The organism is Verrucosispora sp. SN26_14.1, assembly GCF_004307965.1.
Classification (GTDB): domain Bacteria; phylum Actinomycetota; class Actinomycetes; order Mycobacteriales; family Micromonosporaceae; genus Micromonospora.
This window is the reverse complement of the sequence record NZ_SISL01000023.1, coordinates 1-15,017: the sequence shown is the minus strand read 5'-3', so window position 1 is coordinate 15,017 and position 15,017 is coordinate 1. Positions and strand designations below refer to the sequence as shown.

The following is a 15,017-nucleotide window of genomic DNA, read 5'->3' as shown; positions in this document are numbered from 1 at the left end:
GCTGTGCTCTCCGGAAGGCGGGTCCCCATGCGCGACGGGGTCAACCTCGCCCGGATCGGGTGAGCTGAGCGGGATCCTCACGGCGACCGGCGGGCGGCGCGGCGCTGCCGGCACGCCTGCGGCGGGAAGCGTCGACGCCGGCCCCCGAGGCGGGGACCGGCGTCGCACGGGCGGGGAGGCGTCAGTTGTTGGGATCGTCGGCGCTGATGTCGGCCAGCACCGACTGGGGCTCCCGCTCCACGGCCAGGTCACCCATGGAGACCAGACCGATCAGCCGGCCGTCCTCGACCACCGGCAGCCGACGTACGGCATACGTCCGCATCAGGTCGGCGGCGGCCACGGCGTCGTCGTACTGACTGACCGTGATCACGTCCTTCGAGGTGATCTGGTCGAGCTGAGCGGTGTTCGGGTCCATGTCCTCCGCGACGCCCCGGACCGTGATGTCCCGGTCCGTGATGATGCCGACCACGTTGTCGCCGTCGCACACCACCACGTCGCCGATGGCGGAATCCCGCATCTCCTGCGCGGCGGCGGCGAGCGTGGCGCTGCCGTCCATGGTCACCACCCGGGTCGTCATGAAGTCTCCGACCGTTGTCATGGCGCCTCCCTCTCGGTGTGGGCAACCCGGTGTCTACCCCACGACCGCAGGCAGTAACGCTCAGTGCTCGGCGGCGACCAGCTCGGCGAGCTGCACGGCATTGAGCGCGGCACCCTTGCGCAGGTTGTCGTTCGCGCAGAACAGGGCCAACCCGTGCGGGACCGTCTCGTCGGCGCGGATCCGGCCCACGAACGTCGGATCCTGCCCGGCCGCCTGCAACGGGGTCGGCACGTCGGAGAGCGCCACGCCCGGCGCGTCGGCGAGCAGCTCGTGGGCCCGCTGCGGGCTGATCGGCCGGGCGAACCGCGCGTTGATCTGGAGCGAGTGCCCGGTGAACACCGGCACCCGGACGCAGGTGCCGGAGACCTTCAGCTCGGGGATCTCCAGGATCTTGCGGCTCTCGTTGCGCAGCTTCTGCTCCTCGTCGGTCTCGGCGGAGCCGTCGTCGACGATCGAGCCGGCCAGCGGCAGCACGTTGAACGCGATCGGCCGGGCGAACGAGCGCGGGGCCGGGAACTCCACCGCCGCACCGTCGAAGGTCAGACCGGACGCGGTCTCCACCACCTTGCGGACCTGCTCGTCCAGCTCGGCCACGCCGGACAGCCCGGCACCGGACACCGCCTGGTACGTCGAGACGACCAGGCCGACCAGCTCCGCCTCGGCGTGCAGCGGACGCAGCACCGGCATCGCGGCCATCGTGGTGCAGTTCGGGTTGGCGATGATGCCCTTGGGGCGGACGGTGGCGGCGTGCGGGTTGACCTCGGCCACCACCAGCGGCACCTCCGGGTCCATCCGGAACGCCGACGAGTTGTCGATGACCACGGCCCCGGCGGCGGCGACCCGGGGCGCCAGCTCCTTGGCGGTGCTCTTGCCCGCCGAGAAGAGGACGATGTCCAGCCCCGAGTAGTCGGCGGTGGTCGCGTCCTCGACCGTGACCTCCTCGCCGCGCCACGGCAGCGTCCGCCCCGCCGACCGCGCCGAGGCGAACAACCGCACCTGCTCCGCCGGGAACTCCCGATCCGCCAACACCTGCCGCATGACGCCACCGACCTGGCCGGTGGCCCCCACAATGCCGATCCTCATGCCCGCGAGGCTACCCAGCGGGCCGGTGGCGGTGGGAACGCTTTCCCACCGCCCGGACCGTCCGATCGCCTGATCAGCGCGTGGCGTCGATCACCTCGCCCAGATCCGCCGCCACGAGTTCGTCCCTGATCACCGCCGCGTCGCCCTCGACGACGAGGGTCAGCGACTCCGGGAACAGGTGGGCGGCGGCCGCCGCCGAGACCTCCGCCACGTCGGCGGCGAGCAACGACTCACGCAGCCGGGCGTGGTAGTCGTCCGGCAGGTCGTGCACCACGAGCGTGGTGAGCGCACCGGCGATCGCACGGGGACTCTGCAACTCGACCGAGAGCTGCCCGGCCCGCCAGGACCGGGCCACCGCCAGCTCCTCCTCGGTCACCCCACCGGCCTGGGTACGCGCGATCTCCCCGACCGCGTCCACCAGAGCCGGCGCGGTGACGGCGGTCTGCACGCCGGAACTGACCCCGAACCGGCCGAACCGGCGCGACGAGGCGAAGTCACCCCGGATGCCGTACGTGTAGCCGCGTACCTCACGGATCAGGTGGTTCAGCCGGGACGTGAAGGCACCACCGAGCACCGTGCCGGCCAGCGCGATCGGCACGTGGTCCGGGTGGGCCCGGTGCGGCGCCGGATGCCCGAGCCGCAGCGTGGACTGCACCGAACCGGGCCGGTCGACCAGGATCACCCGGCGGCCGGAGCGCAGCGGCACCTCGATCGGCGTGCCCCGGTCCACCGGTCCACCACCGGTGCCGGCGAACGCCGTCGCGGCCAGCGCGTCCAGGTCGAGCCGGTCCAGGTCACCGGCGACGACCAGAGTCCCCGGGCGGATGAACCACTCCGAGTGGAAGACCGTGACGTCCTCGACGTCCAGCCCGGCCACCGATTCCGGGTCGCCGTACATCGGGCGGCCCCACCGGGTGTCGCCACCGAACAGGTCGGCGCGCAACGCCGCGTCGGCCCGTGGACCCGGGTTCGCCCAGTCCATCCGCAACGCGGTCGCCTCGTCGTCCCGGACCCGGCGTACGTCGTCCGGGTCCAGCCTCGGCGTCCGCACCGCCTCGGCGAGCAACTCCACGGCGGCGCCCAGTCGGTCCACCGGCACCTGCACACTGGCCTGGAAGGTGTCCCAGTCCAGCCCGGTCACCAACTCGGTGCCGAGCGCCTCGATGGCCAACGCGTACGCGGTGGCGTCCCGCTGGCTGGTGCCCTCCTCCAGGGCCTTGGCCAGGACCCCGCCCAGCCCCTCCTTGCCCACCGGCTCCCGGCCCGCGCCCGCGTCGAGCAGCAGCAACGCGACGGCCAGGTTCTGCCCGGGCAGGTGCGCGGCGACGACCTGCCCGCCCGCCACGCTCCGACGCACCACCTGCGGGAACCGGTACGGACGGGCCGCACCCGGTCCCGGACGATCGGCAATCAACGTCACTGGGCTTTCCTTTCGTTCGCGACTGCGGGGCTCGCGCACACCAGGCCACGGCCACCAACCGGTCCGCGCCGCTCACTCCTCGCGCTCACCGGGCTTTCCTTTCGTTCGCGACTGCGGGGCTCGCGCACACCAGGCCACGGCCACCAACCGGTCCGCGCCGCTCACTCCTCGCGCTCACCGGTTGTCCTCCGGAACGTAGGTCAGAGTCGCCCGGTCGGCGGGGGCGAGCACGTCGGCGGCGACCTCGGCGATCTGCTCGGCGGTCACCGCGAGCCAGCCCGGCAGCCGATCGGCGAGCACCCGGGGGTCACCGAACTGGGTGGTGTACCGGCCCAACGCGTCGGCCCGACCGTCCACCGTGGACATCTGCCGCCACCAGGCGGTGGTCAGCAACGCCTTGGCGCGGTCCAGCTCGGCGGCGGTGACCGGCACGGTGGTCAACTCGTCGATCACCTCGGCCAGCCCGGCGGCCAGTCGCTCGGCGTCCACGCCGGGACGGGCGGTGGCGGTGGCGATCAGCGGTGCCGGCGCGTGCGCCAGGTCCACCCCGTACGCCCCGACCAGATCCGGCTGGGCGATCCGCTCACCGTCGGCGAGGCGCTGGTAGAGGCGACTGCCCCGACCGCTGCCGAGCACGGTGGCGAGCACCGTCACCACGTCGTACCCGGGGGTGCCGAAGGGGTGCGTGCGGTGCGCGACATACACCCGGGGTGCCGGAACGTCCGCGACCACCGTCTCCCCCACCGGCTCGCCGCTACCGGCGACGACCAGGCCGTCCGGGGCGGAGGGGATCTCCGGCCGGGGCGGGATGGCGCCGAAGTACTTCTCGGCCAGCGCGGTGACCTCGTCGACGGTCGTGTCACCGACCACGGTGAGCACCGCGTTGTTCGGTGCGTAGTACGTCCGGTGGAACGCCTGGAAGGTGGCCAGGTCGGCGGCGTTCAGGTCGGCCATCGAGCCGATGGTGGCGTGATGATACGGATGGCCCGGCGGATAGAGCAGCGGCAGCAGGCGCAGCCAGGCGTCGCCGTACGGCACGTTCTCGTAGCGCTGACGGCGCTCGTTCTTGACCACGTCCCGCTGGTTGTCCAGCGTCTCCTGGGTCAGCGCCGGCACCAGGCCGCCCATCCGGTCGGCCTCCAGCCACAACGCCAGTTCGAGGTGCTCGGCCGGGACCGTCTCGAAGTAGTTCGTGCGGTCCGGGTTGGTGGTGGCGTTGAGCGAACCCCCCGCGCCCTGCACCAACTTCATGTGTTCGGTCTTGGCGACGTTCACCGAGCCCTCGAACATCAGGTGCTCGAAGAGGTGTGCGAAACCGGTCTGTCCGGCCGGCTCGTGCCGCGAGCCGACGTCGTACCAGAGGTTGACCGCGACCGCCGGGGCGGTGCGGTCCTCGCTGACCACCACGCGCAGGCCGTTGTCCAGTCGGGTCGTCGAGATGGGCCAGGGATAACCGCTGTCGGGCATGGCCCCGACGCTATCCGATCTCCCGGCCCGGGCGGGGGTGGGACGCGGCGCCCGTGTCGCGGGCGTCCGCGTCCCGACACGGTCAGTCCGGCGGCTCGATCGGGGTCACCGTCTGCTCCGAGGTACGCCGTTCCAGGACGGTGTCCGGTGCGGCGTTGCGGTCGGCCTCGCGGAGGTCCGACTCGGTCAGGATCGCGTCGGCCTGGGCCTGGGGGTCGTCGCTGCCGACCGCCGCCTCCTCCGGCAGCAGGTGGGCCCGCGACTCGATCCGCTCCTGGTCGCTCTGCGCGTTCGTCATGCCGGTTCCTTACCCCCACCCCGTTGCTCACACGCGTGTAAGGAAGGGCCCCTTACTAACGCCTCGTGTCGTACCCGGGTCCCCTCCTTACATCTCAGGCGCGGAACGGCCCACGGACCTCGTAGGTGATACCGCCCGAGGAGGACCCGCTGGTGCCGCGCTGCGAGGAGAAGTAGAACCGGGTGCCGTCGGGCGAGAAGGCCGGCCCGCAGATCTCCGAGGACGACTGGCCGGTGATCCGCAGGAACGGCGCAACCACCTCGTCCGGGGTGATCACGCAGATCTCCATGGTGCCGCCGTCCTCGGCGACGTAGAGATCACCCGAGCGGGCACCGGTGATGTTGTCCACCCCGGTCAGCGGTGCGGTGCCGGAGACCAGCGAGTCGTCGTACGCCAGGTCGATCCGCTGCCGGACCGCGTCGTACGCCCAGACCCGGTTGTCGCCCTTCGTGGTGAACCAGCAGGTGCCGTCGGCGTACCAGCAGCCCTCTCCACCGTTGAAGCCCTTGGCGCCGGAGACCTGACGGCGGGTGAGCGTGCTCGACGCCGCCGGGTCGGGCACCCGCGCCCAGGTGACCGGGCCACTGGTGCCGCTGCCGGCGACCAGCACCTCCAGCGTGCCGGTGGAGAGGTCGCCCCAGTTCGTCGGCCGGAAACGGTAGAAGCAGCCGTCGGTCTCGTCCTCGGTCAGATAGATCACCCGCCGGTCCGGGTCGCAGGCGGCGGCCTCGTGCGTGAAGCGGCCCATCGCCGCCCGCCGCACCGCCGTGGTGCCGCCCTGCGGGTACGTCTCGTAGACGTACCCGCGACTCACCTCCTCGCAGGAGAGCCAGGTGCCCCACCCGGTGGCGCCCCCGGCGCAGTTCTGGTTGGTGCCGGAGAGGAGCCGGTACGCCGACGCGACGCTTCCGTCGGCGTGGAACCGGACCGCCGAGGCCCCGCCGCCCGGTGTGATCTCAGAGTTCGAGACGTAGATCCAGCCGGTGCCGGCGGCGAAACAGGCGCCGCCGTCCGGTGCGTCGTGCCAGACGTATGACGTGCCGGGCACCGCCTGGCGGGACCGGGCGATCACCCGGCTGGTGAATCCGGTCGGCAGCATGATGCCGTTGGCGTCGGCGGTGCGCAGCGGACCGTACGGGCCGGCACCGGGTTGAGCAGGGGCGGCGACGGCAGCGCCGGCCCAGAGACCGCCGGAGAAGGCGGCGGCGCCACCGGCGACGGCGGTACGCAGAACGGTACGACGATCCATCGGAACCCCTCGGGAGACGCCTGTCGGTCGCGCCGAAACTACCGAGCGTTTCATCGATCAGGGTGAACCTGAGACGAGGCTTCGGCGACGAGAAGGTGAGCATCCGCGCACCGTCAGGTACTCTTACCGCCGTGACGCGGTCGTATCGATGGTTTAGGCAGCCGGCTCGGCCGGTGACCTCACCATGATCTGACGTCACCGAATTCGAGCCGGCCGGGCAGGAGCTTTCGTTCCTGCCCTTTCGCGTACGAGCAGCCGGCTCGACCCGGGCACCGGCCCCGGGTGCGGTCGGCGAAAGGATGCCCACCGTGACGACCCCGGAGAACCACCGGGTCATCGACCAGCGGATCGACCGCGTCGTGCCGCTGACCACCCCGGCTCTGCTGCTGCACGAGTTGCCCCTGGACGCCGGCCTCACCTCGGCCGTGCTGTCCGGGCGACGCGCCGTCGGGCAGGTCCTCGACCGTGCCGACGACCGCCTGCTGGTGGTGGTCGGGCCGTGTTCGGTGCACGACCCCGCCGCCGCCCTGGACTACGCGCACCGGCTGCGCGAGGCGGCCGACCGGGTCTCGGACGACCTGTTGGTGGTGATGCGGGTCTACTTCGAGAAGCCGCGTTCCACGGTGGGCTGGAAGGGCCTGATCAACGACCCGGGGCTGGACGGTTCCGGTGACGTGAACACCGGCCTGCGGCTGGCCCGGGCGCTGCTGCTCGACGTGCTGCGCCTGGGGCTGCCGGTGGGCTGCGAGTTCCTCGACCCGATCACCCCGCAGTACATCGCCGACACGGTGGCGTGGGGTGCGATCGGGGCGCGCACGGTGGAGAGCCAGGTGCACCGCCAGCTCGCCTCCGGCCTCTCCATGCCGATCGGCATGAAGAACCGCCCCGACGGCAGCATCTCCACCGCGGTGGACGCGATCCGGGCGGCCGGCGTACCGCACGTCTTCCCCGGCATCGACGTCTCCGGCACCCCGGCGATCATGCACACCCGGGGTAACGCGGACGGCCACCTGGTGCTGCGCGGCGGTGGCGGTCGGCCCAACTACGACGCCGAGTCGGTCGCCGGTGCGCTGGAGCTGCTGCGGGCCGCCGGCCTGCCGGAGCGGCTGGTGGTGGACGCCAGCCACGCCAACAGCGGCAAGGACCACCGCAACCAGCCCACCGTGGCCGCCGACGTGGCCGCGCAGATCGCCGCCGGCCAGCAGGGCATCGTCGGGATCATGCTGGAGAGCTTCCTGGAGCCCGGCCGGCAGGACCTGGACCCGACCCGCGAGCTGACCTACGGGCAGTCCGTGACCGACGCCTGCATCGGCTGGGACAGCACCGACGAGGTGCTCGACGCACTGGCCACCGCCGTCCGCACCCGCCGCGCCCACCACTCGCAGACCCTGCCCACCCCCGCCTGACCTGCTCCCGTCGATCGGAGGTCGGCGTGCGGCGCGACCAGCGAGAACGCCGCCGACCTCATGATCGCCACGGATACAGGGGGAGTTTGGCCGGGTGGGGTGGGGGTAGGTGGCGGACGTGACCGATGACGTACCCGTGACCGGGGCACCCGTGGTGCCCACGGCACCGACGACCGAGGCGCGGCTGCCCGACGCCATCCTGGCCGACGTGCCCGTGGTCGACACCGCGGGCATCGACCCGGCCGTCACCGACCTGCCCGGTACGGCTGCCGCCGTACCCGACGAGGTGGAGACGGAGGAGGTGGACACCCGGCCGCTCGTCGATCTGCTCGACGACCTCTACCACGGTCAGGAGCGGATCAGTCAGGTGGACATCTACCGGCGGGCGGTCGCCGCGGAGTTGCCGGCGCAGTTGCTCTCCCGGCTCAACGCGCTGCCCCAGGGCGAGTACGCGGTCGACGAGGTGACCGACCTGCTGGGTGGTACGGCGGGGTGACGTCCGGCGCCGACCCGGCCGGTGCCGGCGACGAGAAGAGGAACACGATGTCGCAGCCCGAGGAAGACCAGGACGACCGGATGCCCGCGCTCGGCCAACCCCCGGAGGGCACCGACACCCTCCCCGAGCCGGACTTCGCCAACGAGCACGACCGCACGGCCGTGGACCGGGACATCATCACCGGCGACGACGAGGGCGAACGCGAACCGGAGTCGCCGCGCGGCTGGTCCGGCATGCAGCGCTGACACGACCGGCGTGCGGCGCTGACGCACGCGCACGGAGAGGCCCGGTGTCCCGGCGGCACACGCCACCGGAGGACACCGGGCCCACGTCACTCCTTGTGGTCGCCCTCGGCACCTCGCTGCGCCATCGCGTACGCCATCTGGAGGAAGTCCGACGCGGTCACCGCGGTCAGGGCGGTGGCCACCAGTCGGGTCAGCCTCGGCGTGAGCACCAGCGCACCGGTGAACCCGGTGGCCACCCAGACCGCCAGGCAGAACGGGCAACTCAGCAGCTCACCGATGGCGTGCCGGGTGGAGCTGCCGGAGTCGCGTACCTGCTCCATCACCTCGCCGCTGCCGATCGGCCGGTCGTACTGCGTGAACGGCGCCCGCAACGGACTGGTCACCGCGTCCTTGGACAGCAGCCGGCTGAGCTTGTGGGTGGCGATGGCCAGGAGCACGACGTCGGACGTGGCGGGTCGCTCCGGCACCGGGCGGCCGGTCGCCTTGACCAGTCCGGCGATGGCACCGGTCACCGCGGCGTAGGTGCCCATCGCCGCCAGGTAACCGCCCAGCGGGCGGTGCTCGTGCGGGGCGTACGCCTGACGCAACCGCGCCACCTTCTGCTTCAGCTCGCTCACCCGGCCTCCTTCGTCTCACGCGGGGGTGAGCCGTCCCGGCCGGGAGGGCCCAGATCGCCGCCCGGACTCCGGGCGGCTCTGGTCGGTGTTTCGGCGGGTCAGCCGGCCTGGAGGTTGTCGTCCACCTCGCGGGCCAGCTTGGTGAGGGCCTCGTCGGCGAGCCGGTCGGTCTCGGCACCGCCGCCGGAGATGTCCAGGCGGACCCGGGCACCACCGGCGTCGACCGGCTCCACCCGCAGCTCCGCCCACCAGTCGGTGCCGTGGCCGGCCCACCGGGCCCGCATCCGGTCGCCGTCGCCCTGGTCGGACGAGTCGCCGGTGCGCAGGGGTTCGGGCAGCCAGGCGGCGACCCGGTCGGGATCGGTCGCGGTATTGAAGACGACCTCGGGGGGCGCGGACACACCGCGTTCGGCGTACGCCATCACGCGTCCCGCAGCCGGCTCGGGTCGACCTCCCGCCCGGGGTGCCGGGCGAGGTACTCGGTCTCGAGTTCGGCGGTGCGCCGCAGGTGGTTGGCCAACGCCGAGTCGGTGGCGTGGCGCAAGGTGTCCAGGCGGGTGCGGTGCAGGCTCTGCACCTCACGGATCAGGTCGTCCTCGCTCAGCTCGGCCGGGTCGACGCCGGGCAGGTCCCCGTCGAGCGGGCCGGCTGTCGTCCGGTCCTCGCCCCACTCGGGGATCCGCTGCTCGGGGCTCACCTCGGTGCCACCGCCGGGAAACCCGTCCGATCGTCCTGATCCGGTCATCTCGCGCCCCCTCGTCCGTGCTGGGCTGGCATCTGTACGGTTGCCCACGCCGGGTGCGGCCAAACCAGCGCGGCCACTACGACACCGCGTCGGAGAGCGGAGCCGCTCCCGGTACCCTCGTTGCCATGAAGCGGCTCTGGACCCCGGCGTGGATCGCCCGCCACGTGGCCCTGGTCGTGCTGGTCACCACCTTCCTCAGCCTCGGCTGGTGGCAGGTCAGCCGGGCCGCCGCCGGCAACGCCATCAGTTGGGGTTACGCCGTGGAGTGGCCGATCTTCGCGGGTTTCGTGGTCTTCGTGTGGTGGCGCGAGGTGCGCCACACGCTGCGGGAGCAGCCGACCGCCGAGTCCGGCGACAGCACGGGAGCGCCCGACACCTCGACGGCGCCCGACACCTCGGCCGGCGGCGACCAGGCCGGAGTGATCGCCGGTACGCCGGAGGCGGACCGGCCGCGATCCGGATTCCGCCGCCCGGTACGGGTGGCCCGCGCCACCGCCGTCGAGGAGGTCTCCGACGACGCGGACCTGGCCGCCTACAACCGCTACCTGTCATGGTTGAACGCCAATCCGGGCGCCAAGCCCGGTGACTACCCCGGCTGAGCCCGGGCCGGAAGGACTGACGGACGTGCGCGCTGCCCTCACCCGCTACCGCGTGATCGCCTGGATCGTCGGCGTGGTGCTGATCCTGCTCGTCGTGATCGGCATGCCGCTCAAGTACGGCTTCGACAACCCGATCCTGGTGGAGACCGTCGGCCAGGCGCACGGCTTCCTCTACATGCTCTATCTGGTCGCCGCGTTCGACCTGTCCCGGCGGGTCAACTGGCCGCTCAAGCGGATGGTCCTGGTGATGCTGGCCGGCACCGTGCCGTTCGTCTCCTTCTGGGCCGAGCGCCGGGTGAGCGCGTTGTACCTGGCCGAGCAGCGGGAGCGGGAGCAGCAGACGCCGGAGCCGGTGGCCGGCTGACCACCCGCCCCGCGCGGCGGGCTCTCACCGGCCCGGTCGCCACGGGTCGGCGGTCGCCATCGGGTCCTCCCACCCGCCGTAGCTGTGCATCTCCCGGGCCCGGCGCAACGCCCGGCTCACCTGGCCGAACTGCTGCTCGTCGTCGCTGCTGAACAGCAGTTCCTCAAGATCGCCGCGACGTCCCCACAGCTCGTACGGCGGCGGGCGCCAGCGGTCCCCGGCCGCCGCGAGCAGCACCGGCACCAGGAAGACCGCCCCCAGCAGCAGGTACGCCTCGGCGGTGAGCCGGTGCAGTCCCCCGGTGAAGCCGAGCACCAGGCCGATGCCACCGATCACCACGGCGGAGACCAGTACGGCCCGGGCCGCCACCGGGTCGTGATCCCCCCGGGTGGTGTGCAGATGGGTCAGCTCGGCGACCCGCCAGCTGCTGCGCCCGACGGTGAACCGGTCGGCGGTGACGACGATCCCGGGTCGGGCGTAGAGCAGCCGTTGGCTCCGACGGGCACCCCCGGGCGCGGAGCGTGGTGGTCGTGTCCTCGCACCATCCGGATTCACGGCACCTCCTCCCCCACCACCGGGCACCGCCGGACCGGTCCACCGATCCTCGGTGCCGGGCTGACGGGAATCCCGGCTGTGCGCCCATTGTCTGCCGGACGCGCCAGCCTTACCGGCCTGTTTCCGGTGGTCACGCCGCTTCCTCGGCCCGCCAATGCCGGAAAGAGCCGCCCAAGTCCGTCTTATCGGTTATAGCGCCGAGGCATCCGACGTCATATGCCGAGAGCGACCAGTACGGCATCTGCCCAGATAACCCTACATACCCCCTTAGGGTGAATCAGATTCGCCACACGCTCCTCACATGTCCCGACAATCCCTGCCGGTAACTCTGTTCCCGTACTACCTTGGGCAGGTCGGCCCGGTCGACCGCCGTCCACCCGGACGGCACCGGGTCGGTGCCGTCGCGGAGCGTCAGCAGGCCCGCGCCGGCCCTGGGAGAGGAGCATCGAGCTCTTGTCGTCCCTGACGAACACGCTGCGCGCTCTGGCCGTGGCCGCCTGCTCGCTGGCGCTTGTCGCGCCCGCCACGGTGGCCCGAGCCGAGCCGTCGACCGCCGAGTTGACCCGGCGGATCGACAAGTCCTCCGCCGAACTCCAGGACGTGGTGGAGTCACACAACGAGCTGCGCGAAAAGATCAAGGACAACCGGACCGCTGTCGACCGGTTGCAGGAGCGGATCGGTCCGCTGGAGCAGCAGGCCGAACAGAGCCGGGCGGACGTCGGCCAGATGGCCGTGACCGCGTACAAGACCGGCAACCTCGGCGCCGCCGAGGCCCTGCTGCGCACCGACGACTCGACGTCCATGCTCGACCGGCTCGGCACGCTGGACCACCTGACCCGGCAACGCCAGGCGACCGTGGCCAGCTACACCGCCGACCAGCAGCGGCTGCTCGACGAGAAGACCCGGCTGGACGTCACGCTCAGCCGACAGGCCGCACAGTCCCGGGAGTTGGCCGCCGCGAAACGGCGGATCGAGCGGGACCTGGCCAAGCTCTACGAGATGCGCCGGCAGGCGTACGGCCGGGCGACCGAACGCCCGACCAGCAACTCCGGCGGCGCCGACAACGCGCCCTCGGTCTCCGGGCAGGCCGGTGTGGCCGTCCGGTTCGCCTACGGCGCGCTCGGCAAGCCGTACGCCTGGGGGCAGGACGGGCCGAACGGCTACGACTGCTCCGGGTTGACCTCGGCCGCCTGGCGGGCCGCGGGCAAGTCCCTGCCACACAACACCCGGATGCAGTGGGGCAAGGTGGCACAAATCAGCCGTGGCGAGCTACGCCCCGGCGACCTGGTCTTCTATCGCAGCCTCGGGCACGTGGCGATCTACGTGGGCGACGGTCAGGTGATCCACGCCCCCACGTTCGGCCGCAACGTGGAGAAACGTGCCGTCGACCTGATGCCCCCGTACGGCTACGGACGGGTGCGCTGAGTCGACGGTTCGGCGCGCCCGCAGACGGTGAACGGCCGGCGTCCCCCTATCGGACGCCGGCCGTTCGCCGTCATTGATACCAGCTCAGGCGGCCTGTAGGCCCTCCGCGCGAGCCAGCTCGCGCAGGCGCCCGAGCGCCTGGATCTCCAACTGCCGGATCCGCTCCCGGGAGAGCGAGAACCGCGAGGCCACCTCGGTGAGCGAGTGCTCCCGACCGTCCTCCAGCCCGTAGCGGGCCCGCATGATCCCGGCCGAACGGTCGTCGAGGTGGTTGAGCAACCCCTCGATCCGCTGCCGCTCCAGCCCGGTGAGCACGATCTCCTCCGGCGACGGCGCGTCGCTGTCGGCAACCAGGTCACCCAGGTTGGTGTCGCCGTCGTCGCCGACCGGCGTGTCCAGCGACACGGTGTCCTGCGACCAACGGACCAGCTCGTTGACCCGCTCGACGGTCACGCCGAGCGCCGCGGCGATCTGCTCCGGCTCCGGGTCGCCGCCCAACTCGCGGGTGAGCTGGCGAGCCACGTTGCGCATCCGGTTGACGTCCTCCACCAGGTGCACCGGCAGCCGCACGGTGCGCTCCTGCTGGGCGATGGCCCGGCTGATCGCCTGGCGGATCCACCAGGTCGCGTAGGTGGAGAACTTGTAGCCGCGCTCGTAGTCGAACTTCTCGACCGCCCGGACCAGACCGGTGTTGCCCTCCTGGATCAGGTCCAGCATGGGCATCCCGGAGCGGACGTAACGGCGGGCGATCGACACGACGAGCCGGAGGTTGGCCCGGATGAACAGGTCCTTTGCCCGCTCGCCCTCGGCGACCAGCCGGGCCAGGTCGTCCCGGGTGGCACCGTCGGGAATCCGGTCCTCACCGAGCAGGTGCTCGGCATAGAGGCCGGCCTCGATCGCCTTGGAGAGATCGACCTCCTTGGCGGCGTCCAGCAGTGGCGTCCGGGAGATCTCGTGCAGGTAGACTCCGACCAGGTCGCGCTCCTCGGCGACCTCGTCGGTGCGCATTCCGATGTTCTTGTCCACGTTGCCCACGGTCCCCTCGCTCGCGCCGGTTGCCCGGTTCCTTGCCATCCCCACGCCCATCGGCCCTCCCCGCGCCTTCCGCTGTGCCCACCGGAGCCGGCATCTACACAACAGATGAGACGTGTCAGGGATTCCTTGTCGTGGGTCGAAAGTGTCACGAATGCCTGATAATCCGCTGAGAGCGCGGTCCACGTTTGCTGTCAGCACCCTGCCTGACTGGGGTCGGCAGGCACCTCGTGAGGTCGACGGATCGACGGATCGCCGTCCGTCCCGGTCCATGGCAACACTGCCCGGCCGACCGACACAGCGACCCGGGTCACCGCCGTGCTGCGATCCTGGTCACTGGCTGATACGCGTACGCGGACCAGTCGGTTCATCCACGCCGGTGGTAATACCCCACGCCCAGATGAACAATCCGTGCCCCGCTTCTATGCCCGGCCCGTCGGGCGCCCGTGGGCGTGTCGGATTCAGGACGCGAGGAGCGCGAGCGCACCGCGTACCTGGTCGGCGGAACGCGCCAGAGCCGCCCGCGCGGTCGGCGCCCCCACCCCCGAGACGAGGCTGACCAGGGCGGTCTTCAGATCGCCGTCCGCCTCGTCGAGGGCCTGCCGGGCCCGCTCCTCGGCACAGCCGGTCGCCTCGACCAGGATCGAGAGCATTCGCCCCCGGAGCTTCGCGTTGGTCGCCACCATGTCGATCATCAGGTTCGAGTAGACCCGGCCCAGCCGCACCATGACCGCGGTGGAGAAGCTGTTCAGCACGATCTTCTGGGCCGTGCCCGCCTTCATCCGGGTCGACCCGGCGACCACCTCCGGCCCGGTGTCCAGGCCGATGAAGACGTCCACCGACCGGGCGGCCGGAGCGTCCGGGTTCGCGCAGAGCAGCACCGTCGAGGCACCCTCGGTCCGGGACGCGGCGAGCGCCCCGAGGACGTACGGGGTGCGACCGCTGGCGGTGAGACCGACCACCACGTCACCGCTACGTACGCAGTCGGCCGCCTCGGCCACGCCTCGGTTGTCGTCGTCCTCGGCGTCCTCCACCGCCCGCCACACGGCGTCCGGTCCGCCGGCCACGTGGGCGCAGAACCAGTGGCGGGGTGAGTTGAAGGTGGGGGCCAGCTCGGCGGCGTCCAGCACGCCCAGCCGCCCCGAGGTGCCGGCCCCGAAGTAGTGCACCCGGCATCCACCGCGCAGCGCCGTGACGGCGAGGTCGACGCTCTCGGCGATCCGGTCGAGGGCGGCGGCCACCGCGGCCGGTACTCGCCGGTCGGCTTCGTTGATCACGGCCAGCACGTCCCGGGTGGACATCAGGTCCAGATCGACGCTGAGGGGGTTGCGCCGCTCGGTCGGCGCACCGACCCGGATCGTCGGGCGGACGGCGACCGGGGCCACCGCGTCGGGCTCCACCGCACCGGCGGTCATGCC

General features: G+C 71.9%; 18 protein-coding genes. 6 read left to right on the top strand and 12 right to left on the bottom strand.

Features of this window, described 5'->3' with window-relative positions:
* Positions 1–181: 181 nt before the first annotated feature.
* From EYA84_RS04550 to EYA84_RS04525, 6 genes are all read right to left on the bottom strand, one after another.
* Positions 182–598, bottom strand: a complete 417-nt coding sequence (locus EYA84_RS04550; RefSeq protein ID WP_131051738.1) for a CBS domain-containing protein — start codon at positions 596–598, stop codon at positions 182–184.
* A 60-nt stretch (positions 599–658) separates the two neighbouring features.
* Entirely contained in the window at positions 659–1,681 is a 1,023-nt protein-coding gene (locus tag EYA84_RS04545; RefSeq protein WP_131051737.1) for an aspartate-semialdehyde dehydrogenase, read from the bottom strand.
* 73 nt (positions 1,682–1,754) lie between these two features.
* On the bottom strand, positions 1,755–3,101 hold the full coding sequence (locus EYA84_RS04540; protein ID WP_131051736.1) for a pitrilysin family protein: 1,347 nt from the start codon (positions 3,099–3,101) through the stop codon (positions 1,755–1,757).
* 174 nt (positions 3,102–3,275) lie between these two features.
* The gene (locus EYA84_RS04535) at positions 3,276–4,568 is read right to left on the bottom strand and encodes a pitrilysin family protein (protein ID WP_131051735.1); all 1,293 of its coding nucleotides are present in this window, start codon (positions 4,566–4,568) and stop codon (positions 3,276–3,278) included.
* Positions 4,569–4,650: 82 nt separating this feature from the next.
* Complete coding sequence (locus tag EYA84_RS04530) at positions 4,651–4,866, bottom strand: hypothetical protein (RefSeq protein ID WP_131051734.1); 216 nt, start codon at positions 4,864–4,866, stop codon at positions 4,651–4,653.
* Positions 4,867–4,960: 94 nt separating this feature from the next.
* Complete coding sequence (locus tag EYA84_RS04525; protein ID WP_131051733.1) at positions 4,961–6,115, bottom strand: alkaline phosphatase PhoX; 1,155 nt, start codon at positions 6,113–6,115, stop codon at positions 4,961–4,963.
* 299 nt (positions 6,116–6,414) lie between these two features.
* Between EYA84_RS04525 and EYA84_RS04520 the strand changes: the two genes are divergently transcribed.
* From EYA84_RS04520 to EYA84_RS04510, 3 genes are all read left to right on the top strand, one after another.
* A complete protein-coding gene (locus EYA84_RS04520; RefSeq protein ID WP_131051732.1) occupies positions 6,415–7,521 on the top strand; it encodes a 3-deoxy-7-phosphoheptulonate synthase in 1,107 nt (368 codons plus the stop codon).
* 232 nt (positions 7,522–7,753) lie between these two features.
* Positions 7,754–8,017 carry a hypothetical protein gene (locus tag EYA84_RS04515; RefSeq protein WP_387261674.1) on the top strand — a complete coding sequence of 88 codons (264 nt, stop codon included), beginning with the start codon at positions 7,754–7,756 and terminating at the stop codon, positions 8,015–8,017.
* 47 nt (positions 8,018–8,064) lie between these two features.
* On the top strand, positions 8,065–8,262 hold the full coding sequence (locus EYA84_RS04510; protein WP_131051755.1) for a hypothetical protein: 198 nt from the start codon (positions 8,065–8,067) through the stop codon (positions 8,260–8,262).
* An 86-nt stretch (positions 8,263–8,348) separates the two neighbouring features.
* Here the strand turns inward: EYA84_RS04510 and EYA84_RS04505 are convergent, their stop codons facing one another.
* The 3 genes from EYA84_RS04505 to EYA84_RS04495 form a co-directional block, all read right to left on the bottom strand.
* Positions 8,349–8,879: a DUF1360 domain-containing protein gene (locus EYA84_RS04505; RefSeq protein WP_131051731.1), complete on the bottom strand. Its 531-nt coding sequence runs from the start codon at positions 8,877–8,879 to the stop codon at positions 8,349–8,351.
* 98 nt (positions 8,880–8,977) lie between these two features.
* Positions 8,978–9,301 (bottom strand): SRPBCC family protein, encoded by a 324-nt coding sequence (locus EYA84_RS04500; RefSeq protein ID WP_131051730.1) that lies wholly within the window; start codon positions 9,299–9,301, stop codon positions 8,978–8,980.
* Positions 9,301–9,624, bottom strand: coding sequence for a DUF6158 family protein (locus EYA84_RS04495; protein WP_131051729.1), 324 nt, complete (start codon positions 9,622–9,624; stop codon positions 9,301–9,303). The genes EYA84_RS04500 and EYA84_RS04495 overlap by 1 nt, the downstream gene beginning before the upstream one ends.
* Positions 9,625–9,749: 125 nt before the next feature.
* Here EYA84_RS04495 and EYA84_RS04490 point away from each other — a divergent pair, with 125 nt between their 5' ends.
* Positions 9,750–10,223: a hypothetical protein gene (locus EYA84_RS04490; RefSeq protein ID WP_131051728.1), complete on the top strand. Its 474-nt coding sequence runs from the start codon at positions 9,750–9,752 to the stop codon at positions 10,221–10,223.
* Positions 10,224–10,248: 25 nt separating this feature from the next.
* Complete coding sequence (locus EYA84_RS04485; RefSeq protein WP_131051727.1) at positions 10,249–10,587, top strand: DUF3817 domain-containing protein; 339 nt, start codon at positions 10,249–10,251, stop codon at positions 10,585–10,587.
* A 24-nt stretch (positions 10,588–10,611) separates the two neighbouring features.
* Here the strand turns inward: EYA84_RS04485 and EYA84_RS04480 are convergent, their stop codons facing one another.
* The gene (locus EYA84_RS04480) at positions 10,612–11,142 is read right to left on the bottom strand and encodes a DUF6232 family protein (RefSeq protein ID WP_201272287.1); all 531 of its coding nucleotides are present in this window, start codon (positions 11,140–11,142) and stop codon (positions 10,612–10,614) included.
* Between the two features lie 453 nt (positions 11,143–11,595).
* On the opposite strand from EYA84_RS04480, the gene EYA84_RS04475 reads away from it, so the two are divergent.
* On the top strand, positions 11,596–12,567 hold the full coding sequence (locus EYA84_RS04475) for a C40 family peptidase (RefSeq protein ID WP_131051726.1): 972 nt from the start codon (positions 11,596–11,598) through the stop codon (positions 12,565–12,567).
* Between the two features lie 84 nt (positions 12,568–12,651).
* Here the strand turns inward: EYA84_RS04475 and EYA84_RS04470 are convergent, their stop codons facing one another.
* On the bottom strand, positions 12,652–13,641 hold the full coding sequence (locus EYA84_RS04470; RefSeq protein WP_176095990.1) for an RNA polymerase sigma factor RpoD/SigA: 990 nt from the start codon (positions 13,639–13,641) through the stop codon (positions 12,652–12,654).
* A gap of 419 nt (positions 13,642–14,060) precedes the next feature.
* Positions 14,061–15,014 (bottom strand): N-acetylmuramic acid 6-phosphate etherase, encoded by a 954-nt coding sequence (locus EYA84_RS04465; protein WP_131051753.1) that lies wholly within the window; start codon positions 15,012–15,014, stop codon positions 14,061–14,063.
* Between the last annotated feature and the right edge of the window lie 3 nt (positions 15,015–15,017).

Coding starts and splice junctions, on each gene's coding strand:
- EYA84_RS04490 (WP_131051728.1), top strand. CDS start 9,750: ATGAAGCGGCTCTGGACCCCGGCGTGGATCGCCCGCCACGTGGCCCTG.
- EYA84_RS04550 (WP_131051738.1), bottom strand. CDS start 598: ATGACAACGGTCGGAGACTTCATGACGACCCGGGTGGTGACCATGGAC.
- EYA84_RS04510 (WP_131051755.1), top strand. CDS start 8,065: ATGTCGCAGCCCGAGGAAGACCAGGACGACCGGATGCCCGCGCTCGGC.
- EYA84_RS04495 (WP_131051729.1), bottom strand. CDS start 9,624: ATGACCGGATCAGGACGATCGGACGGGTTTCCCGGCGGTGGCACCGAG.
- EYA84_RS04535 (WP_131051735.1), bottom strand. CDS start 4,568: ATGCCCGACAGCGGTTATCCCTGGCCCATCTCGACGACCCGACTGGAC.
- EYA84_RS04525 (WP_131051733.1), bottom strand. CDS start 6,115: ATGGATCGTCGTACCGTTCTGCGTACCGCCGTCGCCGGTGGCGCCGCC.
- EYA84_RS04520 (WP_131051732.1), top strand. CDS start 6,415: ATGCCCACCGTGACGACCCCGGAGAACCACCGGGTCATCGACCAGCGG.
- EYA84_RS04545 (WP_131051737.1), bottom strand. CDS start 1,681: ATGAGGATCGGCATTGTGGGGGCCACCGGCCAGGTCGGTGGCGTCATG.
- EYA84_RS04530 (WP_131051734.1), bottom strand. CDS start 4,866: ATGACGAACGCGCAGAGCGACCAGGAGCGGATCGAGTCGCGGGCCCAC.
- EYA84_RS04470 (WP_176095990.1), bottom strand. CDS start 13,641: ATGGCAAGGAACCGGGCAACCGGCGCGAGCGAGGGGACCGTGGGCAAC.
- EYA84_RS04500 (WP_131051730.1), bottom strand. CDS start 9,301: ATGGCGTACGCCGAACGCGGTGTGTCCGCGCCCCCCGAGGTCGTCTTC.
- EYA84_RS04465 (WP_131051753.1), bottom strand. CDS start 15,014: ATGACCGCCGGTGCGGTGGAGCCCGACGCGGTGGCCCCGGTCGCCGTC.